At 70.1% G+C, this 22,783-nt stretch carries 19 protein-coding genes; 11 read left to right on the top strand and 8 right to left on the bottom strand.

The genetic code is table 11. The features are described from left to right. Positions 1-10: 10 nt before the first annotated feature. Positions 11-928, bottom strand: coding sequence for an N-acetylmuramoyl-L-alanine amidase family protein (locus GGR88_RS07130; RefSeq protein ID WP_167953858.1), 918 nt, complete (start codon positions 926-928; stop codon positions 11-13). A gap of 420 nt (positions 929-1,348) precedes the next feature. Here GGR88_RS07130 and GGR88_RS07125 point away from each other — a divergent pair, with 420 nt between their 5' ends. Genes GGR88_RS07125 through GGR88_RS07115 form a run of 3 tightly spaced genes read left to right on the top strand, consistent with a single transcriptional unit; the run spans position 1,349 to position 6,272 of the window. Then, the gene (locus GGR88_RS07125; RefSeq protein ID WP_209023209.1) at positions 1,349-4,120 is read left to right on the top strand and encodes an Rne/Rng family ribonuclease; all 2,772 of its coding nucleotides are present in this window, start codon (positions 1,349-1,351) and stop codon (positions 4,118-4,120) included. Positions 4,121-4,167: 47 nt separating this feature from the next. After that, positions 4,168-5,565 carry a M48 family metalloprotease gene (locus tag GGR88_RS07120; RefSeq protein WP_167953857.1) on the top strand — a complete coding sequence of 466 codons (1,398 nt, stop codon included), beginning with the start codon at positions 4,168-4,170 and terminating at the stop codon, positions 5,563-5,565. Beyond that, positions 5,562-6,272 (top strand): DsbA family protein, encoded by a 711-nt coding sequence (locus GGR88_RS07115; RefSeq protein WP_167953856.1) that lies wholly within the window; start codon positions 5,562-5,564, stop codon positions 6,270-6,272. The genes GGR88_RS07120 and GGR88_RS07115 overlap by 4 nt, the downstream gene beginning before the upstream one ends. Before the next feature lie 3 nt (positions 6,273-6,275). Here the strand turns inward: GGR88_RS07115 and GGR88_RS07110 are convergent, their stop codons facing one another. Beyond that, on the bottom strand, positions 6,276-7,532 hold the full coding sequence (locus tag GGR88_RS07110) for a threonine synthase (protein ID WP_167953855.1): 1,257 nt from the start codon (positions 7,530-7,532) through the stop codon (positions 6,276-6,278). Positions 7,533-7,636: 104 nt separating this feature from the next. On the opposite strand from GGR88_RS07110, the gene coxB reads away from it, so the two are divergent. The 5 genes from coxB to GGR88_RS07085 are packed head-to-tail and all read left to right on the top strand — an operon-like array spanning position 7,637 to position 13,119. Continuing rightward, positions 7,637-8,605, top strand: a complete 969-nt coding sequence (gene coxB, locus GGR88_RS07105; RefSeq protein ID WP_342449743.1) for a cytochrome c oxidase subunit II — start codon at positions 7,637-7,639, stop codon at positions 8,603-8,605. Beyond that, positions 8,602-11,127 (top strand): cbb3-type cytochrome c oxidase subunit I, encoded by a 2,526-nt coding sequence (locus GGR88_RS07100; RefSeq protein WP_167953854.1) that lies wholly within the window; start codon positions 8,602-8,604, stop codon positions 11,125-11,127. Before coxB ends, GGR88_RS07100 begins: the two co-directional genes overlap by 4 nt. Continuing rightward, positions 11,124-11,504 carry a hypothetical protein gene (locus tag GGR88_RS07095; protein WP_167953853.1) on the top strand — a complete coding sequence of 127 codons (381 nt, stop codon included), beginning with the start codon at positions 11,124-11,126 and terminating at the stop codon, positions 11,502-11,504. The genes GGR88_RS07100 and GGR88_RS07095 overlap by 4 nt, the downstream gene beginning before the upstream one ends. Beyond that, positions 11,501-12,067: a cytochrome c oxidase assembly protein gene (locus GGR88_RS07090; protein ID WP_167953852.1), complete on the top strand. Its 567-nt coding sequence runs from the start codon at positions 11,501-11,503 to the stop codon at positions 12,065-12,067. Before GGR88_RS07095 ends, GGR88_RS07090 begins: the two co-directional genes overlap by 4 nt. Next, complete coding sequence (locus tag GGR88_RS07085) at positions 12,064-13,119, top strand: c-type cytochrome (RefSeq protein WP_167953851.1); 1,056 nt, start codon at positions 12,064-12,066, stop codon at positions 13,117-13,119. Before GGR88_RS07090 ends, GGR88_RS07085 begins: the two co-directional genes overlap by 4 nt. A gap of 1 nt (position 13,120) precedes the next feature. On the opposite strand, the gene GGR88_RS15495 is transcribed toward GGR88_RS07085, so the two are convergent. Together GGR88_RS15495 and GGR88_RS07080 are read right to left on the bottom strand one after the other, a co-directional pair. Further along, a complete protein-coding gene (locus GGR88_RS15495) occupies positions 13,121-13,417 on the bottom strand; it encodes an EAL domain-containing protein (protein ID WP_425338467.1) in 297 nt (98 codons plus the stop codon). 23 nt (positions 13,418-13,440) lie between these two features. Next, on the bottom strand, positions 13,441-15,465 hold the full coding sequence (locus tag GGR88_RS07080; RefSeq protein WP_209023208.1) for a bifunctional diguanylate cyclase/phosphodiesterase: 2,025 nt from the start codon (positions 15,463-15,465) through the stop codon (positions 13,441-13,443). On the opposite strand from GGR88_RS07080, the gene GGR88_RS15270 reads away from it, so the two are divergent. Together GGR88_RS15270 and GGR88_RS15265 are read left to right on the top strand one after the other, a co-directional pair. After that, on the top strand, positions 15,418-18,525 hold the full coding sequence (locus GGR88_RS15270) for a VIT domain-containing protein (protein ID WP_167953850.1): 3,108 nt from the start codon (positions 15,418-15,420) through the stop codon (positions 18,523-18,525). The two genes, GGR88_RS07080 and GGR88_RS15270, sit on opposite strands and share 48 nt — an antisense overlap. Beyond that, positions 18,522-18,944: a VOC family protein gene (locus tag GGR88_RS15265; protein ID WP_167953849.1), complete on the top strand. Its 423-nt coding sequence runs from the start codon at positions 18,522-18,524 to the stop codon at positions 18,942-18,944. Before GGR88_RS15270 ends, GGR88_RS15265 begins: the two co-directional genes overlap by 4 nt. 4 nt (positions 18,945-18,948) lie before the next feature. On the opposite strand, the gene GGR88_RS15600 is transcribed toward GGR88_RS15265, so the two are convergent. Both GGR88_RS15600 and GGR88_RS07060 read right to left on the bottom strand, forming a co-directional pair. Then, the gene (locus GGR88_RS15600) at positions 18,949-19,935 is read right to left on the bottom strand and encodes a Gfo/Idh/MocA family protein (RefSeq protein WP_167953848.1); all 987 of its coding nucleotides are present in this window, start codon (positions 19,933-19,935) and stop codon (positions 18,949-18,951) included. Next, the gene (locus GGR88_RS07060; RefSeq protein ID WP_167953847.1) at positions 19,932-20,900 is read right to left on the bottom strand and encodes an MDR/zinc-dependent alcohol dehydrogenase-like family protein; all 969 of its coding nucleotides are present in this window, start codon (positions 20,898-20,900) and stop codon (positions 19,932-19,934) included. Before GGR88_RS07060 ends, GGR88_RS15600 begins: the two co-directional genes overlap by 4 nt. A gap of 50 nt (positions 20,901-20,950) precedes the next feature. Here GGR88_RS07060 and GGR88_RS07055 point away from each other — a divergent pair, with 50 nt between their 5' ends. Further along, the gene (locus tag GGR88_RS07055; RefSeq protein ID WP_167953846.1) at positions 20,951-21,154 is read left to right on the top strand and encodes a hypervirulence associated TUDOR domain-containing protein; all 204 of its coding nucleotides are present in this window, start codon (positions 20,951-20,953) and stop codon (positions 21,152-21,154) included. 70 nt (positions 21,155-21,224) lie between these two features. Here GGR88_RS07055 and GGR88_RS07050 read toward each other — a convergent pair whose 3' ends face one another. Beyond that, positions 21,225-21,830, bottom strand: coding sequence for an ABC-type transport auxiliary lipoprotein family protein (locus GGR88_RS07050; RefSeq protein WP_167953845.1), 606 nt, complete (start codon positions 21,828-21,830; stop codon positions 21,225-21,227). An 11-nt stretch (positions 21,831-21,841) separates the two neighbouring features. After that, the gene (locus GGR88_RS07045; RefSeq protein WP_167953844.1) at positions 21,842-22,783 is read right to left on the bottom strand and encodes an MlaD family protein; all 942 of its coding nucleotides are present in this window, start codon (positions 22,781-22,783) and stop codon (positions 21,842-21,844) included.

Below are 22,783 nucleotides of genomic sequence, written 5' to 3'. Positions count from 1 at the left end.
GGTGCTTTTATCACCGGGTTGCCGCGATGCCAGAGACTTGGGCAGCGAGCGCACGGTCGGCGAACTGGCGCTCGGCCGCGACGCGGACCGCCTGCGCGATGTCCGATCGATGTTCGGCGGACAGAAGGGCGGCGCGGTCGGCGGGATTGTCGAGATAGCCCATCTCGATCAGGACGGACGGGGTGTCGGGCGCGCGGAGCACGGCGAGCGATGCCTGACGGCGGGGGGTGGTGCGCATGGCGATGCGGCCGGCGGCTTCCTCCACCAGGCGATCGGCGAAGGCGTCGGCGGCGGCGGCGGTTTCGCGGCGGGTGAGATCGCCCAGGATCTCGCCGACGATGTTGACGGCAATGTTGTCCCCCGAAACGCCTTCGTTCTCCCGCCGGGCGAGGCGGGCGGCCTGGGAGTCGGAGGCGGCGCGGCCCCAGGTGTAGACGGTGGCGCCGCGCGCGCCGCCGCCGGGGGCGGCATCGGCGTGTAGGGAAATGAAGAGGTCGGCGCCCAAGCGGCGGGCGATGCCGTAGCGTTCTTCAAGCAGCAGGAAGCGATCGTCGGATCGGGTGAGCGCGACGCGCAGTCGTCCGCCGGCAAGGAGCGCGTCGGCGATCGCGCGGGCGGCGGCGAGCGCCACCGCCTTTTCGGCGATGCCGCCGCTGACCGCCCCCGGATCCTGGCCGCCGTGCCCGGCGTCGATCACCACGAGCGGCCGGCCGGCGGGTCCGCGCACGGCGGGAAGCGGCGGGGCGGGCAGGGGACGCGGAAGCGGCGTCACGAGGCGGAAGGGCCGGTCACCGCGAAGCGCCTGGCGGAGGCCCGAAAAGGCGGAGGAAAGCCAGCCCGGAGGGTCGGACCGCGCCCGGTCGCCGCCGCCAGCGGCGGGCGCGGCCGCCGCAAGGGCGAGCAACAGCACGGCGGCAGCAGGGCGCATCGCCCATCCATGGCGCGCAGGCGAGGCGGCGTCCAGACGGTGACAGAGGGGTGGCCGATGGCGGGCGATGGTTGCTCCCGATCAATCCCGGTGCTAGCAGTCGGCCACACGGCAGGTGCGACCTTCGTCCGCCCGCCGTCTTCGGAGCCGTGCCAGGGGGCGCGGCACCACACCAGGTTGACGTTTCCATGATGCAGTTCGCCCCGTCCGTTCACGTCGCGCCGCCCAGCGGCGAGGCGTCCGGCCGGGACATGCGCGCCGTTGCCGGCCGCGCTGCGCAGGGAGCGGCTTCGTTTCCTTCTTCACCCATGACGCGCACTCCCAACCGTCCGGCGCCAACGCCGCGGCCGGGTGCAGCGTCCCTAGCTGATCGCGCGCGAACCCCGGTTCTGCGGCACGCGCGCGCCTGGAGATATTTGAATGACAACGCGCATGCTGATCGACGCGCGCCACCGGGAAGAGACCCGGGTGGCCGTCGTGCAGGGGAACCGCATCGAGGAATTTGATTTCGAGTCCGCCGAGCGCAAGCAGCTCAAGGGCAACATCTACCTGGCCAAGGTGACGCGCGTGGAGCCGTCGCTGCAGGCGGCTTTCGTGGACTATGGCGGCAACCGCCACGGGTTCCTGGCCTTTTCCGAGATCCATCCCGACTATTACCAGATTCCCAAGGAGGATCGCGACGCGCTGCTGCGCGAGGAAGCCGAGCACGCGGCCGAGGAAGAGCGGCTGCACGCCGAGCTCGACGCGCGCGACGAGGACGCGGGCGCGGACGAGGACGACGACGCCGAGATCGACACGGCCGAGCAGGACGACGACGCCGACGAGGACGACGACGGCGCGGAGCGCCCGGCGCGCGCGGCCACCGCGGCGAGCCAGCCGGAGGAGAACGCCGCTGAGGCGCTGCGATCCAAGCGGATGGCGCTGCGCCGCCGGTACAAGATTCAGGACGTCATCCATCGCCGCCAGATCCTGCTGGTGCAGGTCGTGAAGGAGGAGCGCGGCAACAAGGGTGCGGCGCTGACCACCTATCTGTCGCTGGCCGGCCGTTATTGCGTGCTGATGCCCAACACCACGCATGGCGGCGGCATCAGCCGGAAGATTTCGAACGCGGCCGACCGCAAGCGGCTGAAGTCGATCATGGCGGAGATGAACCTGCCCAAGTCGATGGGCTGCATCGTCCGCACGGCCGGTCTGCAGCGCACCAAGACCGAGATCAAGCGCGACTTCGACTATCTCGCGCGGCTGTGGGACGGCATCCGCGAGGACACGCTGAAGGCGTCGGCGCCGTCGTGCATCTATGGCGACAGCGACCTGATCAAGCGCGCGATCCGCGACATCTACAACCGCGACATCGACGAGGTGATCGTGGAGGGCGAGCGTGGGTACCGCGCCGCCAAGGACTTTATGCGGCTGCTGATGCCGAGCCATGCCAAGCGCATCAAGGGCTATGCCGACGCGGTGCCGCTGTTCCAGCGGTTCGGCGTCGAGGACCAGCTGAACCAGATGTACCATCCGGTGGTGCAGCTGAAGTCGGGCGGGTACCTGGTCATTAACCCGACCGAGGCGCTGGTGTCGATCGACATCAACTCCGGCCGGTCGACGCGCGAGCACGGCATCGAGGCGACCGCGGTGTCGACCAACTTGGAAGCCGCGCACGAGATCGCCCGCCAGCTGCGCCTGCGCGACATGGCGGGCCTTGTCGTCATCGACTTCATCGACATGGAGAACAACTCCAACATTCGGAAGGTCGAGAAGGCCATGAAGGCGGCGCTGGCGGGTGACCGCGCGCGCATCCAGGTGGGCCGCATCTCGTCCTTCGGGCTGATGGAGATGAGCCGCCAGCGGCTGCGCACCGGGGTGCTGGAAGCATCGACCCGGCCGTGCCCGCATTGCGAGGGATCGGGCTTTGTCCGCACCGCATCGTCGGCGGGCTTGTCGGCGCTTCGCATGATCGAGGAGGAGGCCGCGCGCGGCCGCGGCAGCCAGATCCTGCTGAAGGCGAGCCAGGAGGGCGCGTTCTACGTGCTCAACCACAAGCGTGCAGAGCTGGCCGAGATCGAGGAGCGTTACGGCGTCCGCGTCGAGATCATGCAGGACGGCGAGATCGAGGGCGCCCGCATGACGGTGGAAGCCGGCGGACCCCCGCCCGCCCATGCCCCCCGTTTCGATCCGCCCGTGTTCGAAGAGGACGAGGACGACCTCGCCATCGAGGACGAGGAGATCGAGGAGGAGGAGCTGTCCGCCGACGAGCCGGACGACGCGGACGAGCCCCGTGCGTCGAAGCCGCAACGCGGCCGTGAGGAGCGCGAGGAGCGCGCCGGGCGCCGGCGTCGCCGCCGCCGCGGACGTCGCGGTCGCGATGGCGAGGACGGCGGCAAGGCCGCCGATGCGCCCGAAGCCATCGAGGCGGACGGCGACGTGGAAGGCGCAGCCGAGCCGGTCGAAAGCGATGGCGAGGCCCTGGCAGTGGGTGCCGAACCGGAGCGCGCCGCCGACGACGAGGGCGGCGAGAAGCGTCGGCGCGGCCGGCGCGGCCGGCGTGGCGGACGCCGGAACCGCGGAGGCGACCGTATGGATGCGGCCGAGCGCGAGGAAGCGGCGGAAGCGGGCCTGGATTCCGAACCCGCATCGGACGAGCCGGACCTGCCCCCGGTGGCAGAGCCGTCGGTCCCTGCCGACAACGAGGCGGAGCCTGCACCCGCAGCAGCGGAGCTGGTGATCGCGGCGGACGAGGATGCGCCGGCACCCAAGCGTCGCCGCAGCCGTCGCAAGGCGACGGAAGAGACGTCGGAGGCGGCAGCGCCCGAGACGTCGGACGCCGAAACGCCGGCCGAGCCGCTGATCGCAACTGCGCCCGCCGAGGATGTGAAGCCGAAGCGGACTCGGCGTCGCAAGCCGGCCGAGACGGCGGCAGCCGAGCAGCCTGTCGCCGAGCAGCCGGCCGCCGAGGCGGCCGCGACGGACGCGCCGGAAGAGGAGGCGCCGAAGCCGCGCCGCCGCCGCGCACCGCGAAAGGCAGCGGCCGAGGCAGCCGAACCGGCAGCGGCCGAGACGACGGCTGCGGCGGCGGCGCCCGCGGCGGCGGAGCCCGAGCCGGTCGCAACGGAGGCGATTTCCGTCCCCGAGGCAGCGAACGGCGCCGAGGCGGCCGCACCGCGCCGCGGATGGTGGCAGCGGACTTTCGGAGCCTGACGCCACACTTCACGGCGGGTTCAGGCAGTATGTTGGAGGGCGACGGCATGGTGGATCATCCCCAGGGCACGTCGCCCCCTTCGCCCCGGCGCGGCCGCGCTGCCGTACGCGCGGTTCAGCTCCTGCTGATGCTGTTGGCGACGCTGATGTTCGGCGCGCGGCCGGCGCTGGCGCAATCGATCCTGCGCGATGCCGAGACGGAGGCGGTGCTGTCCGAGATGTCCCGCCCGCTGATCCAGGCGGCGGGGCTCGACCCGCGCAATGTGCGGGTGATCGTGCTGAACGATCCCAGCATCAACGCCTTCGTCGCGACCGGGCAGAACGTCTACCTTCATTCCGGCCTGATCCTGTCGGCGGCCAATGCCAACGAGGTGCAGGGCGTGATCGCGCACGAGCTGGGCCATATCGAGGGCGGGCACGTCGTCCGCTACAGCGAAGGCATGCAGGGCGCGATGGGCGTGACCATCCTGAGCCTGATCCTGGGCGCCGCGGCGATGGCGGCGGGCGCGGGCGAGGCGGGGGCCGGCATCATGGCGGCGGGCCAGCAGGCGGCGATGGGCAAGTTCCTCGCCTTTTCCCGCACGCAGGAAACGAGCGCGGACCTGGCCGGTGCGCGCTACCTGAACGCGGCCGGGGTGAGCGGGCGTGGATCGCTCGCCTTCTTCCGCCGCTTGCAGGGGCAGGAACTGCGCCTCGCCATTCCGCAGGACGACAGTTACGGCCGGACCCACCCGCTGTCGGGCGAGCGCGTGACCATGCTGACCGAGATGTACGAGGCGGCGCCGGCGTGGGACCGACCGACCGATCCCGGGCTGGAAGCGCGGTTCCAGCGCGTGAAGGCGAAGCTGGGCGGGTTCGTGTCGGAGCCGCGCGACACGCTGCGCGACCACCCGGAGACCGATCTGTCGGTGCCGGGGCGCTATGCGCGGGCCTATGCCTGGCACAAGTCGGCCTATCCGGACCGGGCGATGGCGGAAGTGAACGGCCTTCTCGCCAGCGCCCCGCACGACCCGTATTTTCTGGAGCTGAAGGGGCAGATCCTGTTGGAAAGCGGCAAGCCTGCCGAGGCGCTTCCGGCGCTGCGCGAGGCGAACGAGCGATCGGGCAACCAGCCGCTGATTGCCGCGCTGTACGGCCACGCCATGATCGCGACCGAGGATCCCACGCATTTCGCGGAGGCGGAGCGCATCCTGCGGGCGGCCGTGGCGCGCGACAACGCCAACCCGTTCGCCTGGTACCAGCTTGGCATCATCTATGACCGGCAGGGCGACGAGGCGCGCGCGGCGCTGGCCACGGCCGAGCGCTATTCGCTGCAAAGCCAGCCGCAGCTCGCTTATGTCAGTGCGTCGGCGGCGATGCGCGGCCTGCCCGAAGGAAGCCGCGACTGGCTGCGCGCGCAGGACATCGCGATGACCGAGGGTCAGGCGAACGAGCGGCGGCGATGAGCGGACGGTTGCTGACGCTTGCCGCCTTTGCGGGCGTGGCGGTGGGAGCAGGCGCGCTGGGCGCCGCGGCGGTGATGGTGGCGCGGCCGGCGGGCGGAGGCGTGGATGCCGCGGCCGTCCGCCAGGCGCTGATCGACAATCCGGAGATCATCCCGGAAGCGCTCGCCAAGCTGCAGCAGCGGCAGGTGGCGGGTGCCATCGATGCGGCGCGGACCGAGCTGGAAACGCCGTTCGCCGGCGCCTGGATCGGCGCGCGCGAACCGGCGGTGACGCTGGTGCAGTTCTACGACTATGCCTGCGCATATTGCCGGGCGAGCCTGCCGGTGGTGCAGCGGCTGGTGCGCGAGGACCCGACGCTGCGCGTCGTGTTCCGCGAGTTTCCCGTGCTGGGCGAGGCGAGCGTCGAGGCGGCGCGGGCGAGCATTGCGGCGGCGGGTGCTGGCAAGTTCCCGGCCTTTCACGATGCGCTCTACGCCGCCGGGCGGCCGTCGGGGGCGACCATCGACGCGACCGCTGCGCGGATCGGCACGCCCGCCGGCGACGGCCGGGCTGATGCGGAGATCGCGAAGAATTACCGGCTGGCGCAGAGCCTGGGCATCAACAGCACGCCGACCTGGGTGGTGGGCGACCAGCTGCTGGCCGGCGCGGTCGGCTACGAGGCGCTGAAGAGCGCGATCGAGGATGCAAAGGCGGCGGGCCGGACCTGACGCTCAGAGCGCGTCCCAGTCGATCGGTCCCTCGCGCTTCAGGCTGCCCGAGCGGTCGGGAAGGGGATATTTGAGGCCGCTGGCGCAGTTGAACAGCACAACCTGTTCGTCCGGGCGGACGTGGCCGTCGGCCAGCGCGCGACGCCAGGCGGCGAGCGTCGCGCCGCCTTCCGGACAGAGAAGCAGGCCGTCGCCGCGCGCGGCGTCCGTCACGGCGCGCTCGATCTCGGCATCGGACACGGCGACGGCATAGCCGCCGCTGTCGCGCACGGCATCGAGGATCAGGAAATCGCCGACCGCCGCGGGCACGCGGATGCCGGCGGCGTAGGTGTGCGCGTCCTGCCAGCGTTCGGCATGGCGCTCCCCCCGTTCAAAGGCGCGGACGATGGGGGCGCAGCCTTCGGCCTGCACCGCGATCATGCGCGGGCGTTCGGCGCCGATCAGGCCGATCGCCTCCAGCTCGGCAAAGGCCTTCCACATGCCGATGAGGCCTGTGCCGCCGCCGGTGGGATAGAAGATCGCGTCGGGAAGTCGCCAGCCGAGCTGTTCGGCAAGCTCCAGCCCCATCGTCTTCTTGCCCTCGATCCGGTAGGGCTCCTTCAGCGTCGACAGGTCGAACCAGCCGCGGTGCCGGGCGCCTTCGCCGACGATCTTGCCGCAATCGTCGATCAGGCCATCGACGCGCCAGACGCGGGCGCCCTGCGCGGCGATCTCCCGCACGTTCACCTCCGGCGTGTCGGCGGGGCAGAAGATCACCGCCTCGATCCCGGCGCGCGCCGCATAGGCGGCGGCGGCGGCGCCGGCATTGCCGTTGGTGGGCATGGCGATGACGCGCAGACCCAGCGCCTTGGCCATGGACAGCGCCATGACGAGGCCGCGCGCCTTGAAGGAGCCGGTGGGAAGGCGCCCTTCGTCCTTGACGATCGGGGCGCGGGCGCCGGCCGACCGGCCGATCGCGTCGAGCGGGATCAGCGGCGTTTCGCCCTCACCGAGGCTGATGATGTCGGCCGTGTTCCGGACGGGCAGAAGCTCCCGATATTTCCACAGGCCCATCGGCCGTTCGGCGAGCCGGTCGCGGCTGATCGCGCGGGCGACAGCGGGAAGATCATAGCGGACGAGGAGAGGCCGACCGACGCGCGACAGGCCGTGGACCTGGTCGGCGGGATAATGCTCGCCGGTCATCGAGCATTCGAGATGGGTGACGAAGGTCGGCCGATCGGCGACAAGATTTATGTTCAAGATCGACGGCTCCGAACCCATGCTTGGTAGTTGATGCGTTGACATGTCGGACCTGTTCTCGCAGGCCGACGGGGGATCGGACAAGGGGATAGCGGCTGACAACAGGAACCGCCCGGCGCACAGCGGTGGCCGCTGCGATGCTTACCCTGCTGAGCGGATGCAACGAACGGCAGTCGATGTTCGCGACGTTCGGCCTAACGGCGGAGCGGGTCGCGGCGCTGACCATCTTCATGGTGGTCGCAGGCGCGCTAATCTTCATCGCGGTGATGGCTCTGTCGCGCCACGCCATTCGCGCACCCGAAAACGCGATCAGCCACACGCAGGGCATGCGGATGGTGCTGTGGCTGGGCGGGATCGTGCCGGCGGTGTCGCTGCTGGCGCTGCTGATCGCATCGCTGCCGCTGATGCGGCCGTTGCCGGTCACGGCGGCCGACCTGGTGGTCGCGGTGGAAGGCGAGCAGTTCTGGTGGCGGGTGCGCTACCCAGGACCGAACGGCGGCGCGCCCGTGGAAACCGCCAACCAGATCCGCGTGCCGGTGGGGCAGACCGTCGAGCTGCGGCTGACGGGAGCCGATGTGGTGCACAGCTTCTGGGTGCCCGGGCTGGCGGGCAAGATGGACATGATCCCCGGGCGCGAGAACCGGCTGGTGGTGCGCGCGACCGAAGCGGGCAAGTACCGGGGGCAGTGCACCGAATTCTGCGGCCTGAGCCACGCGCTGATGGCGTTCGACGTGGTGGCGATGGAGCCGGCGGCCTTCAACCGCTGGCTGGCAGCCGAGGCGCGCCCGGCCGCGACCCAGGCGGCGCCGGGTGCGGCGCTGTTCGAGCAATATGGCTGTGCCGCCTGCCATGCCGTGCGCGGCACGGCGGCGGTGGCCCGGATCGGCCCCGACCTGACCCATTTCGGCGCCCGCGCCACGGCGGCGGCGGGGATCCTGCCGATGGAAAGGCAGGCGGTCGCACGCTTCATCCGCGATGCCGGTGACGTGAAGCCGGGCGCCCGGATGCCGACCTATGCGCACATGAGCGCCGCCGACAGCCTTCAGATCGCCGACTGGCTGATCGGGCTGCGGCCGACGGAGACACGGCCATGAGCCTTCACGACCAGGACGATCCCGCACTCCGCAAGGCGCAGGAGGAGCGGCTGCGCGCGGTCTGGGAGGCGCCCAAGGGCTTGTTCTTCCGCTGGACGGACGTGAACAACAACCGGGTCGGCAACTGGTATGTCGTCACCGCCTTCGGCTTCATGCTGTTCGCAGGCGTGCTGGCGCTGATCATGCGCACGCAGCTGGCGGTGCCGGACAACGACTTGGTGAGCGCGAACACGTTCAACCAGCTGTTCACGCTGCATGGTTCGACCATGATGTTCCTGTTCGCCGTGCCGATGTTCGAGGCGGTGTCGATCATCCTGCTGCCGCAGCTGCTGGCGGCGCGCGACCTGCCGTTCCCGCGGCTGTCGGCATTTGGATACTGGTCCTTCCTGATCGGCGGCGTGTTCGTGTCGGGATCGATCTTCTTCAACGCGGCGCCCGATGGCGGCTGGTTCATGTATCCGCCGCTGACCACGCGGACCGACCTGAGCGGGCTGGGTGCCGACATCTGGATGCTGGGCCTGTCCTTCATCGAGGTGTCGTCCGTCGCGGCGGCGGTCGAACTGATCGTGGGCGTGCTGAAGTGCCGCCCGCCGGGCATGCGTCTGAACCTGATGCCGCTTTACGCCTGGTACATCCTGGTGGTGGCGGTGATGATCCTGTTCGCATTCCCGCCGCTGATTGCGGGCGACATCCTGTTCGAGCTCGAGCGACTGCTCAACTGGCCGTTCTTCGATGCCGAGCGGGGCGGCGACCCGCTGTTGTGGCAGCACCTGTTCTGGATCTTCGGCCACCCAGAGGTCTACATTGTCTTCCTGCCGTCGATCGCGCTGTTCGCCATGCTGGTGCCGACCTTCGCGCAGCGCCATCTGCTCGGCTATCCATGGATCGTGCTGGCGGCGGTCGGCACCGCGTTCCTGTCGTTCGGATTGTGGGTGCACCACATGTTCGCGACCGGCCTGCCGAACATCAGCCTGGCGTTCTTCTCGGCAGCATCCGAGGCGGTGGCGATCCCGACGGCGGTGCAGATCTTCGTGCTGATCGGCACGCTGTGGGCGGGCCGCGTGGTGTGGTCGACGCCGCTGCTCTACGCCGTCGGCAGCCTCGCCATCTTCGTGATCGGAGGCCTGACCGGCGTGATGGTGGCGATCGCCCCGTTCGACTGGCAGGCGCACGACACCTACTTCATCGTGGCGCACCTGCATTATGTGCTGATCGGCGGCACGCTGCTGCCGCTGTTCGGCGGGCTTTACTATTACTGGCCGCTGGTGACGGGGAAGAAGCTGTCCGACCGGATGGGCCGGACCGCCTTCTGGATCATGTTCGCGGGCGCCAACCTGACGTTCTTCCCCATGCATCTGTCGGGCATGTTCGGCATGCCGCGCCGCGTGTTCACCTATCCGGCCGAGCTTGGCATCGGCGGACTGAACCTGATGTCCACGGTCGGCGCCTATGCCTTTGCGCTGGGCGTGCTGATCGTCTGCATCGACCTGTTCCGGTCGCCGTGGCGCCAGAAGGCCGGGCGCAACCCGTGGAACGCGGGCACGCTGGAATGGCTGGTGACGCCCGAGAACGAGAATTGGGGTGTGCGATCGGTGCCGCTGATCGAGAGCCGCTATCCGATCTGGGACCAGCCCGACTTCGTCAAGAAGGTGGACGAAGGGCGCTTCTTCCTGCCCGACGCGGAGGAAGGACGGCGCGAATCCATCATCACCACCGTGCTCGATTCACGCCCCATCGCCGTGATCCGGCTGGGCACGCCCAGCGTTCTGCCCATGCTGACGGCGATCGCGCTGGGCAGCGTGTTCATCCTGACGACCTACCATCTCTACATGGCCGCGCTGGTCGGTGCGGTGGCGACGCTGGGCTTCGTCGTCGCGTGGCTGTGGACCGGCACCGGCGAGATCCCGGAGAAGCCTGAAAAGCCGATCGGCCACGGCATCACGCTGCCGCTCTATATCTCCGGCAGCTCGTCGCCCGGATGGTGGGCGATGTTCATCACGATGATGGCGGATGCGACCGCCTTCTCCGGGCTGGTGTTCGGTTATTTCTTCTACTGGACGATCCATCCGGAGTTTCCGCCGTCCGGGCCGGGCCTGAACGGGCCCGGGCTGTTCTGGCCGATGGTTGCGCTGGGACTGGCTGCGGCAGGCTGGGCAGCGACGATCGGCGCGCGCGAGGTGAACGCGCGCGGCGGCACCGGCGCGGCCCGCCTGCTCCTCGCCATCGGCATCGTCGCGTCGATGGCCGGGATCGCGGCCGGGCTGGCCGGTCCTTGGACGTCGGACCTGGTGCCCGAGCAGCATGTCTATCCGGCGATCGTCTGGACGCTGGCCATCTGGACCAGCGCGCATTCGGGCGTCGCGGCGATCATGCAGAGCTACACGCTTGCGCGGAGCGTGACCGGGCGGCTGACGCCGACCTATGACGCGGAACTGCGCAACATCAGCGTCTACATGCATTTCATGCTGCTGACGGCGGCGGTGACCTATCTCACCATCGGCCTGTTCCCGGTGCTGGCATGAAGCTGACCTGGGGACAGCGCGTCCGCGAAGCCCGCGTCACGCTGTGGACGCTGATCGTGCCGCCGACGGTGTGGGCGGTGCATTTCCTCACCTGCTACCTGTGGGTCGCGATCTCCTGCGCGAAGGCGGGCGCCTTTCCGCGCTACCCCTGGGCATTCGTCGCCGGGACGGTGGCGGCGCTGGCCATCATCGTCGCGTCGGGCGTGATCGCCTGGATCCAGTCGCGGCGGCCGGGGGACCCGCCGCCGCATGACAAGGGCACGGACAACGACCGGCTCCGCTTCCTGGCGGTTTCCACCATGTTGCTGGCAGCACTGAGCTTTGTGGGCGTGGTGTTCACGGCGGTGCCGGCCGTGATGCTGACCGACTGCCGATGACCGCAGCCGGGCTGATCGTCGCGCTGGTCGGCACGCTGGTGGCCTCTGCCGGGCTGGGCATGACCGGCCACATGATCGGACACATGCTGGCGGTCGCGGTGGCCGGGCCGATGCTCGCGATCGGGCTGCAGCCGGTGCTGGCGAACCGGCGCCTGCCGGGCGCGATTGCCGCGATGCTGATCGAGCTCGCGATCGTGTGGGGGTGGCACATGCCGGCGGTGCGGGCCGCGACCGACATGAGCCTGGCGCTGATGCTGGTGGAGCAGGCGAGCTTCCTGGCGGCCGGCACGCTGCTGTGGACGGCGGCGCTGCGCGAGCGGGTCGGCGGGGTGGCGGCGCTTCTGCTCACATCCATGCACATGACGCTGCTGGGCGCGCTGATCGGGCTCGCGCCGCGGCGGCTTTATCCGATGATGGCGATGCATGGCGGCTTTGGCGGGCTGGATGCGTTGGCCGACCAGCAGCTTGGCGGCGTGGTGATGCTGACGCTGGGCGGCGCGAGCTATTTGATGGGCGGATTGTGGATGCTGGGAACGTTGCTGAACGAACGGGTGCGCGCATGACGATCCGGGTGACGTGGCGGCGCGCGCTGGTCGCGCTGTTGACGCTGGCGGCGGCAGGGATGCTGTTCGCCTGGTCGGGGATCTTCAACGTGGCGGCGTCGAGCGGCCATTGGGCCATCACCGACTGGTTCCTGCACTGGACCATGCGCAATTCGGTGCGCACCCACACGCTGCTGGAAGGCGTGGAGAGCCCGCGCGACCCGAGCGGCCTCATTTCGGCCGCGGGGCATTTCGAGCAGAGCTGTGCCGTGTGCCACGGCGCGCCGGGGCAGAAGGCATCGCCCGTCACCCGGTCGGCGACGCCGCCGGCGCCGGACCTGACGGAAACGGTGCCGACGTGGACGGATGCGCAGCTGTTCTGGATCCTGAAGCACGGCGTGAAATATACGGGCATGCCGGCCTGGCCGACGCTGGAGCGGAAGGACGAGGTTCGGCGGATGGTAGGCTTTATCCGCCTGCTGCCCGAGATGAGCGTGACCGAATACCGCGCGCTGGTGGCGCATGACGGGCAGGGCGGGCTGCCGACGGTGCCGGAGGCGCGCGGGCTGGTCGCGTGCGTCGGGTGCCACGGTGCCGACGGGCGCGGGAGGGGGCAGGGCGACATCCCGATCCTGGGTGGCCAGCGTGCCGATTATCTGGAGGCCTCGCTCGTCCGCTATGCCAACCTGCGGCGGGAAAGCGGCGTGATGGCGGCGGCCGCGGCGCCGCTGGATCCGGACGAGCGGCGCTGGCTGGCAAGCTATTTCGCGGCCATGCCGGGCCTGGGCGGTGGCGCGCGGCCGACCAGCGGCGCGGCGGCCGAGATCGCGCTGCGCGGGAGGCCGTCCGATCAGCTGCCCGCCTGCGTCAGCTGCCATGACGCGGGAGGCCGGCGGCCGTTTCCCGTGATCCACGGCCAGCGGGCGAGCTATATTGCGCAGCGGCTGCGGCAGTGGCGCGGCGAGGAAACGGTGGTGGATGCGCGCAAGCCGCAGGACGTGATGCCGGTGATCGCCCGGCGCATCCCGGAAGAGATGATCGACCCGCTGGCGCGGTGGTTCGCCGGGGAATAGCTCAGGCGGCGGCGGCGGCGGGTGCGAAGCTGACGGGGCCGGGCCGCCCGAACAGATAGCCCTGCGCCTCCGGGCAGCCTTCCTCCGCCACCATGCGGTGCTGCGCCTCGGTCTCGACACCCTCCGCCACCACCGGCAGGCCGAGGCTGCGGCCGATGCCGACGATCGCGCGGACGATGGACCGGGCGGCATCGTCCGTTTCCATGCTGGCGACAAAGCTGCGGTCGATCTTGATCTTGTCGAACGGGAAGCTCTGCAGGTTCGACAGGGACGAGTAGCCGGTGCCAAAATCGTCCATCACCACGCGGACGCCGAGCGCCTTCAGGCGGTCGAGCGTGGCGAGCGCGGTCGCGCGGTCGCGCGGTCGCGCATCAGCACGGTTTCGGTGATCTCCAGTTCGAGGCGCGCGGGGGCAAGGCCGGTGTCGGCAAGCACCGCGGCGACCTGATCGGCAAGGTTGGGGAGCTGGAACTGGACGGCGGAGACGTTGACGGCGAGGGCAACCTCGGAAGGCCAGGTCGCTGCGGCGGCACAGGCGTTGCGCAGCACCCAGTCACCCAGGGCGACGATCGAGCCGGACTCCTCCGCGATGGGCACGAAATCGTCCGGCAGGATCTCGCCGCGGTCCGGATGCTGCCAGCGGAGCAGCGCCTCGTAGCCGGTGACCCGCCCCCCCGCAGTGGACACGAGCGGCTGATAGGCGAGGCGGAGCTGGTCGCGCAGGATCGCGTGGCGCAGATCATGTTCCAGCGCGCGCCGGGTGCGCACGGCGCGGTCCATGTCGGCATCGAAGAAGCGCGCGACGCCGCGCCCGGCGGCCTTTGCCCGGTAGAGCGCGACGTCGGCACCGTGGCGCAAGCCGGCGGCGTCCGCCGCGTCGGCGGGGAAGATCGCGACGCCGAGGCTGACGCCGACGGCGGCCGGATCGCGCGCGCTGTCCATTTCCGCCGCCACATCATCCAGGATGCGCCGCACGAGCGCCTGCGCGCCGTCCGGCTGGGCCGCGCCGACCTGCAGGATCATGAATTCGTCGCCGCCGAGCCGCGCCACCGTGTCGGTCGACCGCACGGCATCGGAGAGGATGCGGCCGATGCGGCGGAGAATGTCGTCGCCGGCGGCATGGCCGAAGATGTCGTTGACGGCCTTGAACCGATCGAGGTCGAGCGCCACCAGCGCGACGTCCTGGCCGTCGCGGCGGGCGCGGGCGAGATCGCGTTCCAGCCTTTCCTCCATGACCGCGCGGTTGGGGAGGCCGGTGAGGGCGTCATGGCGGGCAAGATGCTCGATCCGGCGCTGTGCCGCGCGCTTTTCCGTCAGGTCGCGGACGGCGACGACGACGCTCGGCCGGCCGCGATATTCAACCGCCCGCGTCGACACTTCGAGGGCCCGGTCGGGCGCGGTCGCCACCGCGACATCGACGGGCGCGCCCCGCTCCGCTGCGAGCGGCTGGCCATCGGCAGCGGTCATCAGATCGTCGATCGCCCGTCCGACGAGGGCCGCCGGCGGCAGCGCCAGCAGGCGGCCGAAGCAGGCATTCGCCTCCACAACCTGTCCGTCCCGGACGATCGCCATGCCGTCCAGCATCGCCTCCGCCAGACCCCTAAGATCGGTGAGATAGCGGTCGAACAGCACGGCCACGACGGAGAGCAGCAGCAGCCCGGCCGTCACCAGCACCACCGCGGTGATCAGCAGCGGCCGGTCCAACCCGCCTGCCGGTGCGGAGACGGTGGGATCGGGGACCAGCGTGGTCGCGGCCATCGCGCCATAATGGAGCAGGCAGAGCGACAGGAGCGCGAGCATTGCCGGCACCACGATCGCAGGCGCGCCGGACAAGCGCGCGTTTGCCACATAGGCGCACGCGAACAGCGCGCTGGCCACGGCCGCCGCGGCGATGATCGGGCCGGGCGTGTAGACGATGCGGGCGGCAGCCACGATCGCCGCCATGCCGGTGAAATGCATTGCGCCGATCGCGACGCCGGTGGCGAGCCCGGCGCCCGCACAGCGGCGAAGATCACGCCCGTCGCCCAGCAGCCGGAGCGCGCCCAGCAGCAGCAGCATGACGACCGCGATCGAGGCCAGCGTGAGGACCGCGCCGAACCGCATCGGCATGACCCCGTCATAGGCGAGCATCGCGACGAAATGCTTCGCCCAGATGCCCGCACCGCCCGCGATCGCGGCGAGACGTGTCCAGTGAATGCGGCGATGAGCCGCACTGTCGCGCGCGCGCCGCAGAAGAAGGAAGAAGGTGCTGCTGCCGAGCAGCCAGATCGCGACCGACACAAGGATCAGCCGCAGATCATGCTGACGGGTGACGCATTCGACGACGGTGAACATGGCAGGCGACATGGCAGCGGGAGAGTTCAGGGACGCTTTTGGTTCGATCCAGTTTGGAACGGTTGTGCGTCCAGCCCGCCGATCGGCACCGATGCCCTGACGCTCGACTCCGATCCGCTGGCGGAGAATACTCAGGATGCTGGAACGGCGGTGAACGTCGCAGCCGAGTCGAGGGGGGGAACAATGGGGCTGCGGGTCTGGGCGGCACTGACACTGGCGCTGGCGATGCTGGCACACGTACCCGCATCCGCTCAGGAGGGCGCGAACCCCCGCCTGACCGCATTTGCGCGCGGCGTCCGCGCCGAAGGAACGGAGCGCAAGCTGACGTTCGGCCAGGTCGAGGTCGACATCGTTGTTCGAGGGGCGGTGGCGGAAACCAGCATCACGGCGTCCTTGCGGAACAGCAGCCACGAGGTGCTGGAGGGTGAGTTCGAGCTGATGCTGCCCCCCGGATCGATCGTCACGGGATATGCCTTGAACATCGTGGGCAGCGGCGGGCTGGTGGATGGCGTGCTGGTCGACCGGCCGCGGGCCGAGGCCGTTTACGAGGCGCAGGTGCGGCGCGGCATCGATCCCGGGCTGGCCGAGGTCCGGCCGGACGGCGGGTTCACCACACGCGTGTTCCCCATCGCCCCCGGTGGCGAGCGCCGCATCAGGGTCCGGTTCGTGTCGCCGATCGCGGACGGTTACCGGCTGCCCCTGTCCGGGCTGGGCCGGAACGGAAGGGTGCGGGTGCGCGCCGTGGGCGCGGCCGAGGCCGCAGTCACCCTGCCGGGAGGATCACGGCGCCTGTTGAACGCCAATGGGACGATCGAGGTCGGCCTGGACGATATCGGTGCGGGAACGATGCTGATCGATCCCGATGCGGGCGCGCGCGCGATCGCCAGCCGCCATGCGACGGGAGAGCGCTATATCCAGGTCAGCGGGACGCTGCCGGCGCGCGAAGCCGCGGCCTTGGGCGGCGTCCTTCGGATATACTGGGATCGGTCCCGATCCCGCCTCGGCGCGGGCGGCGCGGACGAGCAGGCGCTGCTGCGTGCGATCGTCGCGCGTCGGCGGCCGCAGCAGATCGAACTCGTGCTGTTCAACAGCAGCGGCGCCGAGCGGCTGATGGTGCCGGACGCCGACCGCCTGATCGCGGCGATCGGCCGGGTCAGCTATCGCGGCGCATCGAGCCATGCACCGCTGGCGGCGGACCGGGCGCCCGCACGATCATGCATCCTGTTCGCCAACGGCGCGCCTGCCATCGACCGGTCGGCGCGGTTCGCACCCGCCTGCCGGCTGGACGTGGTTGCCTCCGGTGCGGCACCGGACCTGTCGTACCTTCGCGGCCTGGCCGGCGCGGGCGGCGGACAGCTGCTGTCCGGCAACAGCGATCCGGCCGCACTCGCCGGGGGCGCCGACGTGACGCTGATCGACGACGACGGCGCGGCGTTGGACGTCCTGCGGTTGGATGCCGGATCGGGACGTTTCGCGCTGATCGTGCGCCTGCCAGAGCAGGGCGGCATCCGGCTGCGGACGGGTGGCACGACGCGCGCCATCGTCCCCGAGGACGAGGCGGCGTTCGACGGCGAGGGGGCACTGCTGGCGGCAGAGCGGCTGGCGATGCTGGGCGCGGACGACCGGCGCGCCGACTATGTCGCGATCAGCCGCCGTTATGGCGTCGCGAGCGACAGCCTGTCGTTTCTGGTGCTGGAAACGCCCAACGATTATCTGCAGGCCGACATCGCACCCCCGGCCAACTATCCGCCGGCGCTCGCGAACGAATATGGCCGGCTTTTCAAGGAGGCGGCCGACGGGCGATCACGCGCCCGTGCCGAGCGGCTGACCGACGTGGTGCGGATGTGGACGGAGCAGGTCGGCTGGTGGGAGCGTCGGTTCCCGACCGTTTCGCAGGTGAAGCGCGAGCAGAGGGTGGCCAGTCGGAACGATGTGGTGGGGGAGCGCGCGTCGGCAATTGATCCCACCGTGATCAACGCTCCTCCGCCACCGCCACCGCCACCGCCGCCTCCGCCGCCGCCTCCCCCGGCACCCGCGCTCTTTTCGCCCAGCACGCCTGCTGAGATGGACGGCGCGGAAAGCATCACGCTGACGGGTCGCCGGATCAGCACGCCCGCGCGCACGGTGATCGCCATCGAGGCATGGCAGCCGGAGCGCCCGTACCTGCGTGCGCTGGACGCGGCACCGGCGAACTTCGACCGCATCTTTGCAGCAGAAGAAGAGCGGTACGGATCGATCCCCGCCTTCTACCTGGACGTCGCGGCGTGGCTGCAGGCGAAAGGCCGCACGGCCATGGCGGTGGAGACGGCGCTCGCCGCGCTCGACCTGCCGACCGCGAACGAGGTCACGCTCGGCATCGTCGCGGATCGCATGGAGCAATATGGCGCGCATGACCGCGCGGTTGAGTTGCGGGAGCGGCACATGCGGCTGGACCCGGAGCGGCCGCAGCCCAAGCGCCTCCTTGCGCTTGCGCTCGGCCGGCGCGCCGCCTTTCAGTCGGCCACGGCGCGGGCGGACCTGGAACGCGCGATCGCGCTGTTGAGCGAGGTGGCGCTGGAGCCGACCGATGCGCGGTGGAACGGCATCGAGCTGATCGCGCTCAACGAGGCGAACGCCATGATCCCGCGGCTGGACCGGCTGGGCGGACGCTGGACGCTGGACCCGCGGCTGGTGAAGCTGCTGGACGTGGACGTGCGCGTGGTGATCGACTGGACCACCGATGCCACCGACCTCGACCTGTGGGTCGACGAGCCGTCGGGCGAGCAGGCGATCTTCAGCAATCCGCGAACCGCGATCGGCGGGCGGCTGTCCGACGACATGACAGCGGGATACGGGCCGGAGGAGTATCAGCTGCGCCGCGCGCCGGCCGGCATATATCAGGTGCAGGTGAATGTCTTTGCCGGCGACCGGATCGATCCCAACGGACCGTCATTGATGACGGCGCGCCTGATCCGGGATTTCGGCCGCGCGACGGAACGGGAGGAGCGAGTGGACGTCGAATTGACGCGCGACAGCACGGGAGCGAAGATGATCGGGCGGATCGTGGTGCCGGCGGGCGGAGGAACGCGGTGAGTGCGCTCACGCCGTTCCACATCGCCTTTCCGGTCGACGATCTGGACGCGGCACGCACCTTCTACGGCGAGGTGCTGGGCTGTGCGGAAGGGCGCAGCGCGGCCGACTGGATCGATTTCGACCTGTTCGGCCACCAGATCGTGGCGCACCGCGTCGATCGGCCGCGCGCAGGCGCCGCGCACAATCCGGTCGACGGGCACGATGTGCCGGTGCCGCATTTCGGCGTCGTGCTGACCCCGGCGCGCTGGCAGGCGCTGGCGGAGCGCGTGCGGGCCGCGGGTGTCCGGTTCGTCGTGGAGCCGCACACCCGCTTTGCCGGGCAGCCGGGCGAGCAATCGACAATGTTCTTCCTTGATCCGGCGGGCAACGCGCTGGAGTTCAAGGCCTTCGCCGACATGGACCAGCTGTTCGCGCGCTGAGGCGTCAGCGCCCGTAGATGCGGTCCAGCGCGCGGGCGGTGTCGCGGTAGCGGTCCGCCGCCGGATCGTAGCGCGGATCGCTGGCCAGCCGCTCGGCCCAGGCGACGGCCGCGCGCCCGCCCCATGCATCCGGCGGCACGCTCAGCACCTCTCGCGCGGTGCCGCGATGCCAGTGCCCCTCGAAATCGAAGAACGAGCCGGCGACGTTGGACATGCCGGCACCACCATCGGTGCCGTAGAAGCGCGCCGCGATGGCGGCCTCTTCGCCGGCATGGAGGCGCCAGGAACAGGCAAGCGTGACGACGGTGCCGCCTTCAAGCGTGAGGGAGGCGGTGGCGAGATCCTCCACCACGTCCGTGCGATCACCGAGCGGCGCACCGCCCGCGAACAGATGCGCGCGCACCTCCTCCACCGCCGGCCAGCCGAGCGTCCAGAGCGCAAGGTCGATGAGGTGGACGCCCAGGTCCATCACGCAACCGCCGCCCGACAGCGCGGGATCGTAGAACCACGCCTTGTCGGGACCGTAGGCGTTGTGGAAGACGAGCTCGACCAGCTGGGGCCGTCCCAGCCCGCCCGAGCGGATGCGGTCGGCGATCGCCTGCATCGCGGCGGTGTGGCGGTACGAGAGGTCGACGTGCAGCAGCCGATCCGCGCGCCGGGCGGCGGCAAGGACGGCGTCCACCTCCTCCGCGCTGCGTCCGAGCGGCTTCTGGCAGAACACGGCGACGCCGGCGTCGAGCGCCTGGATGGTCTGGGCGGCATGAAGCGCGCTGGGCGTGGCGATGACGATGCCGTCGAGGTCGAGCGCGAGCATGCGGTCGAGATCGGCGACCACCGCTGCCGCGGGCGCGATGGCGAGGGCCTCCAGCTGCATCTCGTCCGACGGATCGGAGATGGCAATCACATCGGCCAAGCCATTGTCGACGATCGCCGCCATGCGGTGACGGCCGATCCAGCCGGTGCCGAGGAAGCCGAGGCGAAGGCCGGTCACCGTGCGTCCCCGTCCATCATCACCATCGCCTTCACAAAGCCGTCAGGGCGATCGCGGGTCGCATCGAGCGCATCGCCGAGGCGGTCGAGCGGGTAGCGGTGGGTAAGGAGGGGGGCGACGTCAAGCCGGCCGGAGGCGACGGCGGCGACCGCTTCCTCCATGCCGCGACGCGAGACGGCGGGATCGCGCTCATGCGCGTTCACCACGTCGAACCCGCGCCAGTTCCACAGCTGCATGTTGACCTGGCGAGGACCGTCCTGGTGATAGCCGGCGATGACGAGGCGACCACCCTCCGTCGTCAGCTCCGCCGCCAGATCGAGCGGCCATTGCTTGCCCACGGCCTCGATCACGCGGTCGCAGAAGCGGCCGTCGGTCAGCGTCTTGACCCGGTCGATGATCGCCCAGTGATCCTCCATCGCGATCGTTTCGGCCGCGCCGTAGCGCCGTGCGAGATCGAGCGAGAAAGGGCGGCGCGAGATCGCGATGACGCGCGCACCCGCATCGGTGGCGAGCCGCGTCAGGATGGCACCAAGAAAGCCGATGCCGAGGATCGCGACGGTCTGACCCGGCTGGATGTCGCTGCGCCGGAAGATGTTGAACGCGCAGCCGATCGGCTCGGCAGGGAAGGGCGTATCGCCGAAGCTGTGGGGCAGGCGGACGAGTTGGTCCGCGGCGGCGATGTCGGTATCGGCAAAGGCGTGGCCCGACAGGATCGCGACGCGGTCGCCGGGCGAAAGGTCCGCCACGTCGGTGCCGATCGCCTCCACTCGGCCCCAGCCTTCATGCCCCAGCGCGCCGGGAGCGGTGGGAAAGGTCATCCAGTCCGGCCCTTCCCACGGCGTAAGGTTGGATGCGCAGACGCCGCAACCTTCCAGCCGGACGCGCACCTGGCCGGGGCCGGGCACGGGCCGATCGACCTGATCGACGCGGACAGCGCCGGGGCCGGTCAGAACGGCGGCACGCATCTTCTGAGGGGGCAAAACGTTGCTCCTGTTCAACAAAGGAAGGACACGCGATGGCCGACTTGAAGAAGGGCGACAAGGTCAGCTGGAAGTCGCATGGCGGCGAAGCGCACGGCGAAGTCGAAAAGAAGCTGACGAGCGACACCAAGGTGAAGGGCCATCAGGTGCGCGCGTCGAAGGACGACCCGCAGTATCTCGTGAAGTCAGACAATGGCGGCGAGGCCGCGCACAAGCCGGATGCCTTGAAGAAGGGGTAAGCCGGACATCCACGCGCCGGAGCGGAGGTGCGGTTCGCACGACCCCCGCTCCGCCGCGACGATCAGCGACTTAGCCGCGCGATTGCTCGTCGATCCAGCTGGCGACTTCAGCGGCGACGCGGTTGGCGGCCTGGTTGAGCGCGGCGCCGACGGGCAGTGCCTCGACGGGAGCGACCGGCACCCGCGCCTCGAACCGGCGGGTCCGCACGCTGTTCTCACCGCTGCCCTGCGCCACGGAGATGACGGCGTCGTAGGTCACGACCGCATCGCCCGTCGCCGCATCGATGCCGAAGCGCTGCAGTTCGCCGGACAGGCGCGTGCCGGGATCGAAATCGAACTGACGGGGCGTGAGCACGGTGCGGCCGGTCTGCGCCTCGATCGTCTCCGACAGCAGGCGCTGGAACAGGCGGTTGGGCGCCTCCACCCACTGCGCATCCTTCACATAGGCCACGGTGCCGTCGACGGTACTGACGGGAACGCGCTGCGTCGCGATCGTCTGCGGAACCGTGGGCACCAGCACAGTGACGGTCTGCGCCGACGCGGCGGTGTTGGTCCGGCCCGGCGCGACCTGCGCGGTGGCGGTCAGGTTGAGAAGGCTGTCGGGCGGATCCGCGCCGAAGCTGATGCAGGCCGACAGCGACAAGGCGGTCGCAAGGATGAGCGCCTGGCGGATCATGGGCGGAGTCCTCACTTGGGTTCGTAATCGGGAAGGCGCTGACGGCCGATCAGCGAGCTGGCGCCGCCATTGTTCACGCGGTCGGCGATCGCGCTGAGCGCCTCCGTCGTCTCGCGAAGGTCACGCACGAGCAGCCCGGCTTCGGGGATCGTGCGCTGCGAGAAGGCCTGAAGGCCGGGCCGCGCGTCGTTGATCGCCGCGTTGAGGTTGTCGAACGTGCTGGCCGACTGCGAAACGGTGCGCTGCAGCTCCCGAATCAGCGGCCGCGTATCCTCATCCAGCACGCTGTTGGTGGTGGCCGCCAGCTGCCCGATCTGCTCGGCCGCGTCGCCCGCCTGCTGAATGGCGACGCGCGTCTGCGCGAGGGTCGCCGCGATCTCCGGCCCGCGATCGGCGAGAGCGTCGGTCAGGCGATTGGTGTTGTCGAGGATGCCCGCGATCGACGCCTGGTTGCGGTCGGACAGCAGCCCCGTCAGCCGCTCCGTCAGGGTGGTCAACCGCTCCAGAAGCTGCGGTGCGCTGTTCAGAAGCTCGCCGAGCGCGCCGGGACGCGTCGGGATGACGGGCACGCCGGCAGGACCGGGAACATCGATGGCCGGCGCCCCCTGGCGGGCGCCGGCGAGCTGGATCGTGCTGGTGCCGGTAAAGCTGCTCTGAATCTGCGCGGTGGTGCCCTGAAGGACGGGCAGATCGTCGCGGACGGCGATCCGCACGCGCACCAGCTCCGGATTGTTGGCCCAGAGCCCGATCGATTCGACCTGACCCGAGGGAACGCCGGAGAAGGTGACGGTGGATCCCTTCGCCAAGCCTTCAACCGACGTGCGGAAGAAGATGTCGTAGTCCTTGGTGCGGGTGCCCGACAGGTTGGCGAGCCAGATCGCGAAGATCACGACGCCCGCCAGCAGGATCAGCGTGACGGCGCCGACCAGGACGTTGTTTGACCGGGTTTCCAT

Origin of the sequence: Sphingomonas jejuensis (assembly GCF_011927695.1) — a bacterium.
Classification (GTDB): Bacteria; Pseudomonadota; Alphaproteobacteria; order Sphingomonadales; family Sphingomonadaceae; genus Sphingomonas_K; species Sphingomonas_K jejuensis.
This window is presented reverse-complemented; position numbering and strand designations above follow the sequence as displayed.

Bases quoted from the DNA above. Each gene is read 5' to 3' on its own strand.
- GGR88_RS07115 (WP_167953856.1), top strand. From the start codon at position 5,562: ATGAGCGGACGGTTGCTGACGCTTGCCGCCTTTGCGGGCGTGGCGGTG.
- GGR88_RS15495 (WP_425338467.1), bottom strand. From the start codon at position 13,417: ATGGACGATTTTGGCACCGGCTACTCGTCCCTGTCGAACCTGCAGAGC.
- GGR88_RS07100 (WP_167953854.1), top strand. From the start codon at position 8,602: ATGAGCCTTCACGACCAGGACGATCCCGCACTCCGCAAGGCGCAGGAG.
- GGR88_RS15270 (WP_167953850.1), top strand. From the start codon at position 15,418: ATGCTGACGGGTGACGCATTCGACGACGGTGAACATGGCAGGCGACAT.
- GGR88_RS07060 (WP_167953847.1), bottom strand. From the start codon at position 20,900: ATGCGTGCCGCCGTTCTGACCGGCCCCGGCGCTGTCCGCGTCGATCAG.
- GGR88_RS07045 (WP_167953844.1), bottom strand. From the start codon at position 22,783: ATGGAAACCCGGTCAAACAACGTCCTGGTCGGCGCCGTCACGCTGATC.
- GGR88_RS07055 (WP_167953846.1), top strand. From the start codon at position 20,951: ATGGCCGACTTGAAGAAGGGCGACAAGGTCAGCTGGAAGTCGCATGGC.
- GGR88_RS07120 (WP_167953857.1), top strand. From the start codon at position 4,168: ATGGTGGATCATCCCCAGGGCACGTCGCCCCCTTCGCCCCGGCGCGGC.
- GGR88_RS07125 (WP_209023209.1), top strand. From the start codon at position 1,349: ATGACAACGCGCATGCTGATCGACGCGCGCCACCGGGAAGAGACCCGG.
- GGR88_RS07085 (WP_167953851.1), top strand. From the start codon at position 12,064: ATGACGATCCGGGTGACGTGGCGGCGCGCGCTGGTCGCGCTGTTGACG.
- GGR88_RS07080 (WP_209023208.1), bottom strand. From the start codon at position 15,465: ATGTCGCCTGCCATGTTCACCGTCGTCGAATGCGTCACCCGTCAGCAT.
- GGR88_RS07110 (WP_167953855.1), bottom strand. From the start codon at position 7,532: ATGGGTTCGGAGCCGTCGATCTTGAACATAAATCTTGTCGCCGATCGG.
- GGR88_RS07090 (WP_167953852.1), top strand. From the start codon at position 11,501: ATGACCGCAGCCGGGCTGATCGTCGCGCTGGTCGGCACGCTGGTGGCC.
- GGR88_RS07050 (WP_167953845.1), bottom strand. From the start codon at position 21,830: ATGATCCGCCAGGCGCTCATCCTTGCGACCGCCTTGTCGCTGTCGGCC.
- GGR88_RS07130 (WP_167953858.1), bottom strand. From the start codon at position 928: ATGCGCCCTGCTGCCGCCGTGCTGTTGCTCGCCCTTGCGGCGGCCGCG.
- GGR88_RS07095 (WP_167953853.1), top strand. From the start codon at position 11,124: ATGAAGCTGACCTGGGGACAGCGCGTCCGCGAAGCCCGCGTCACGCTG.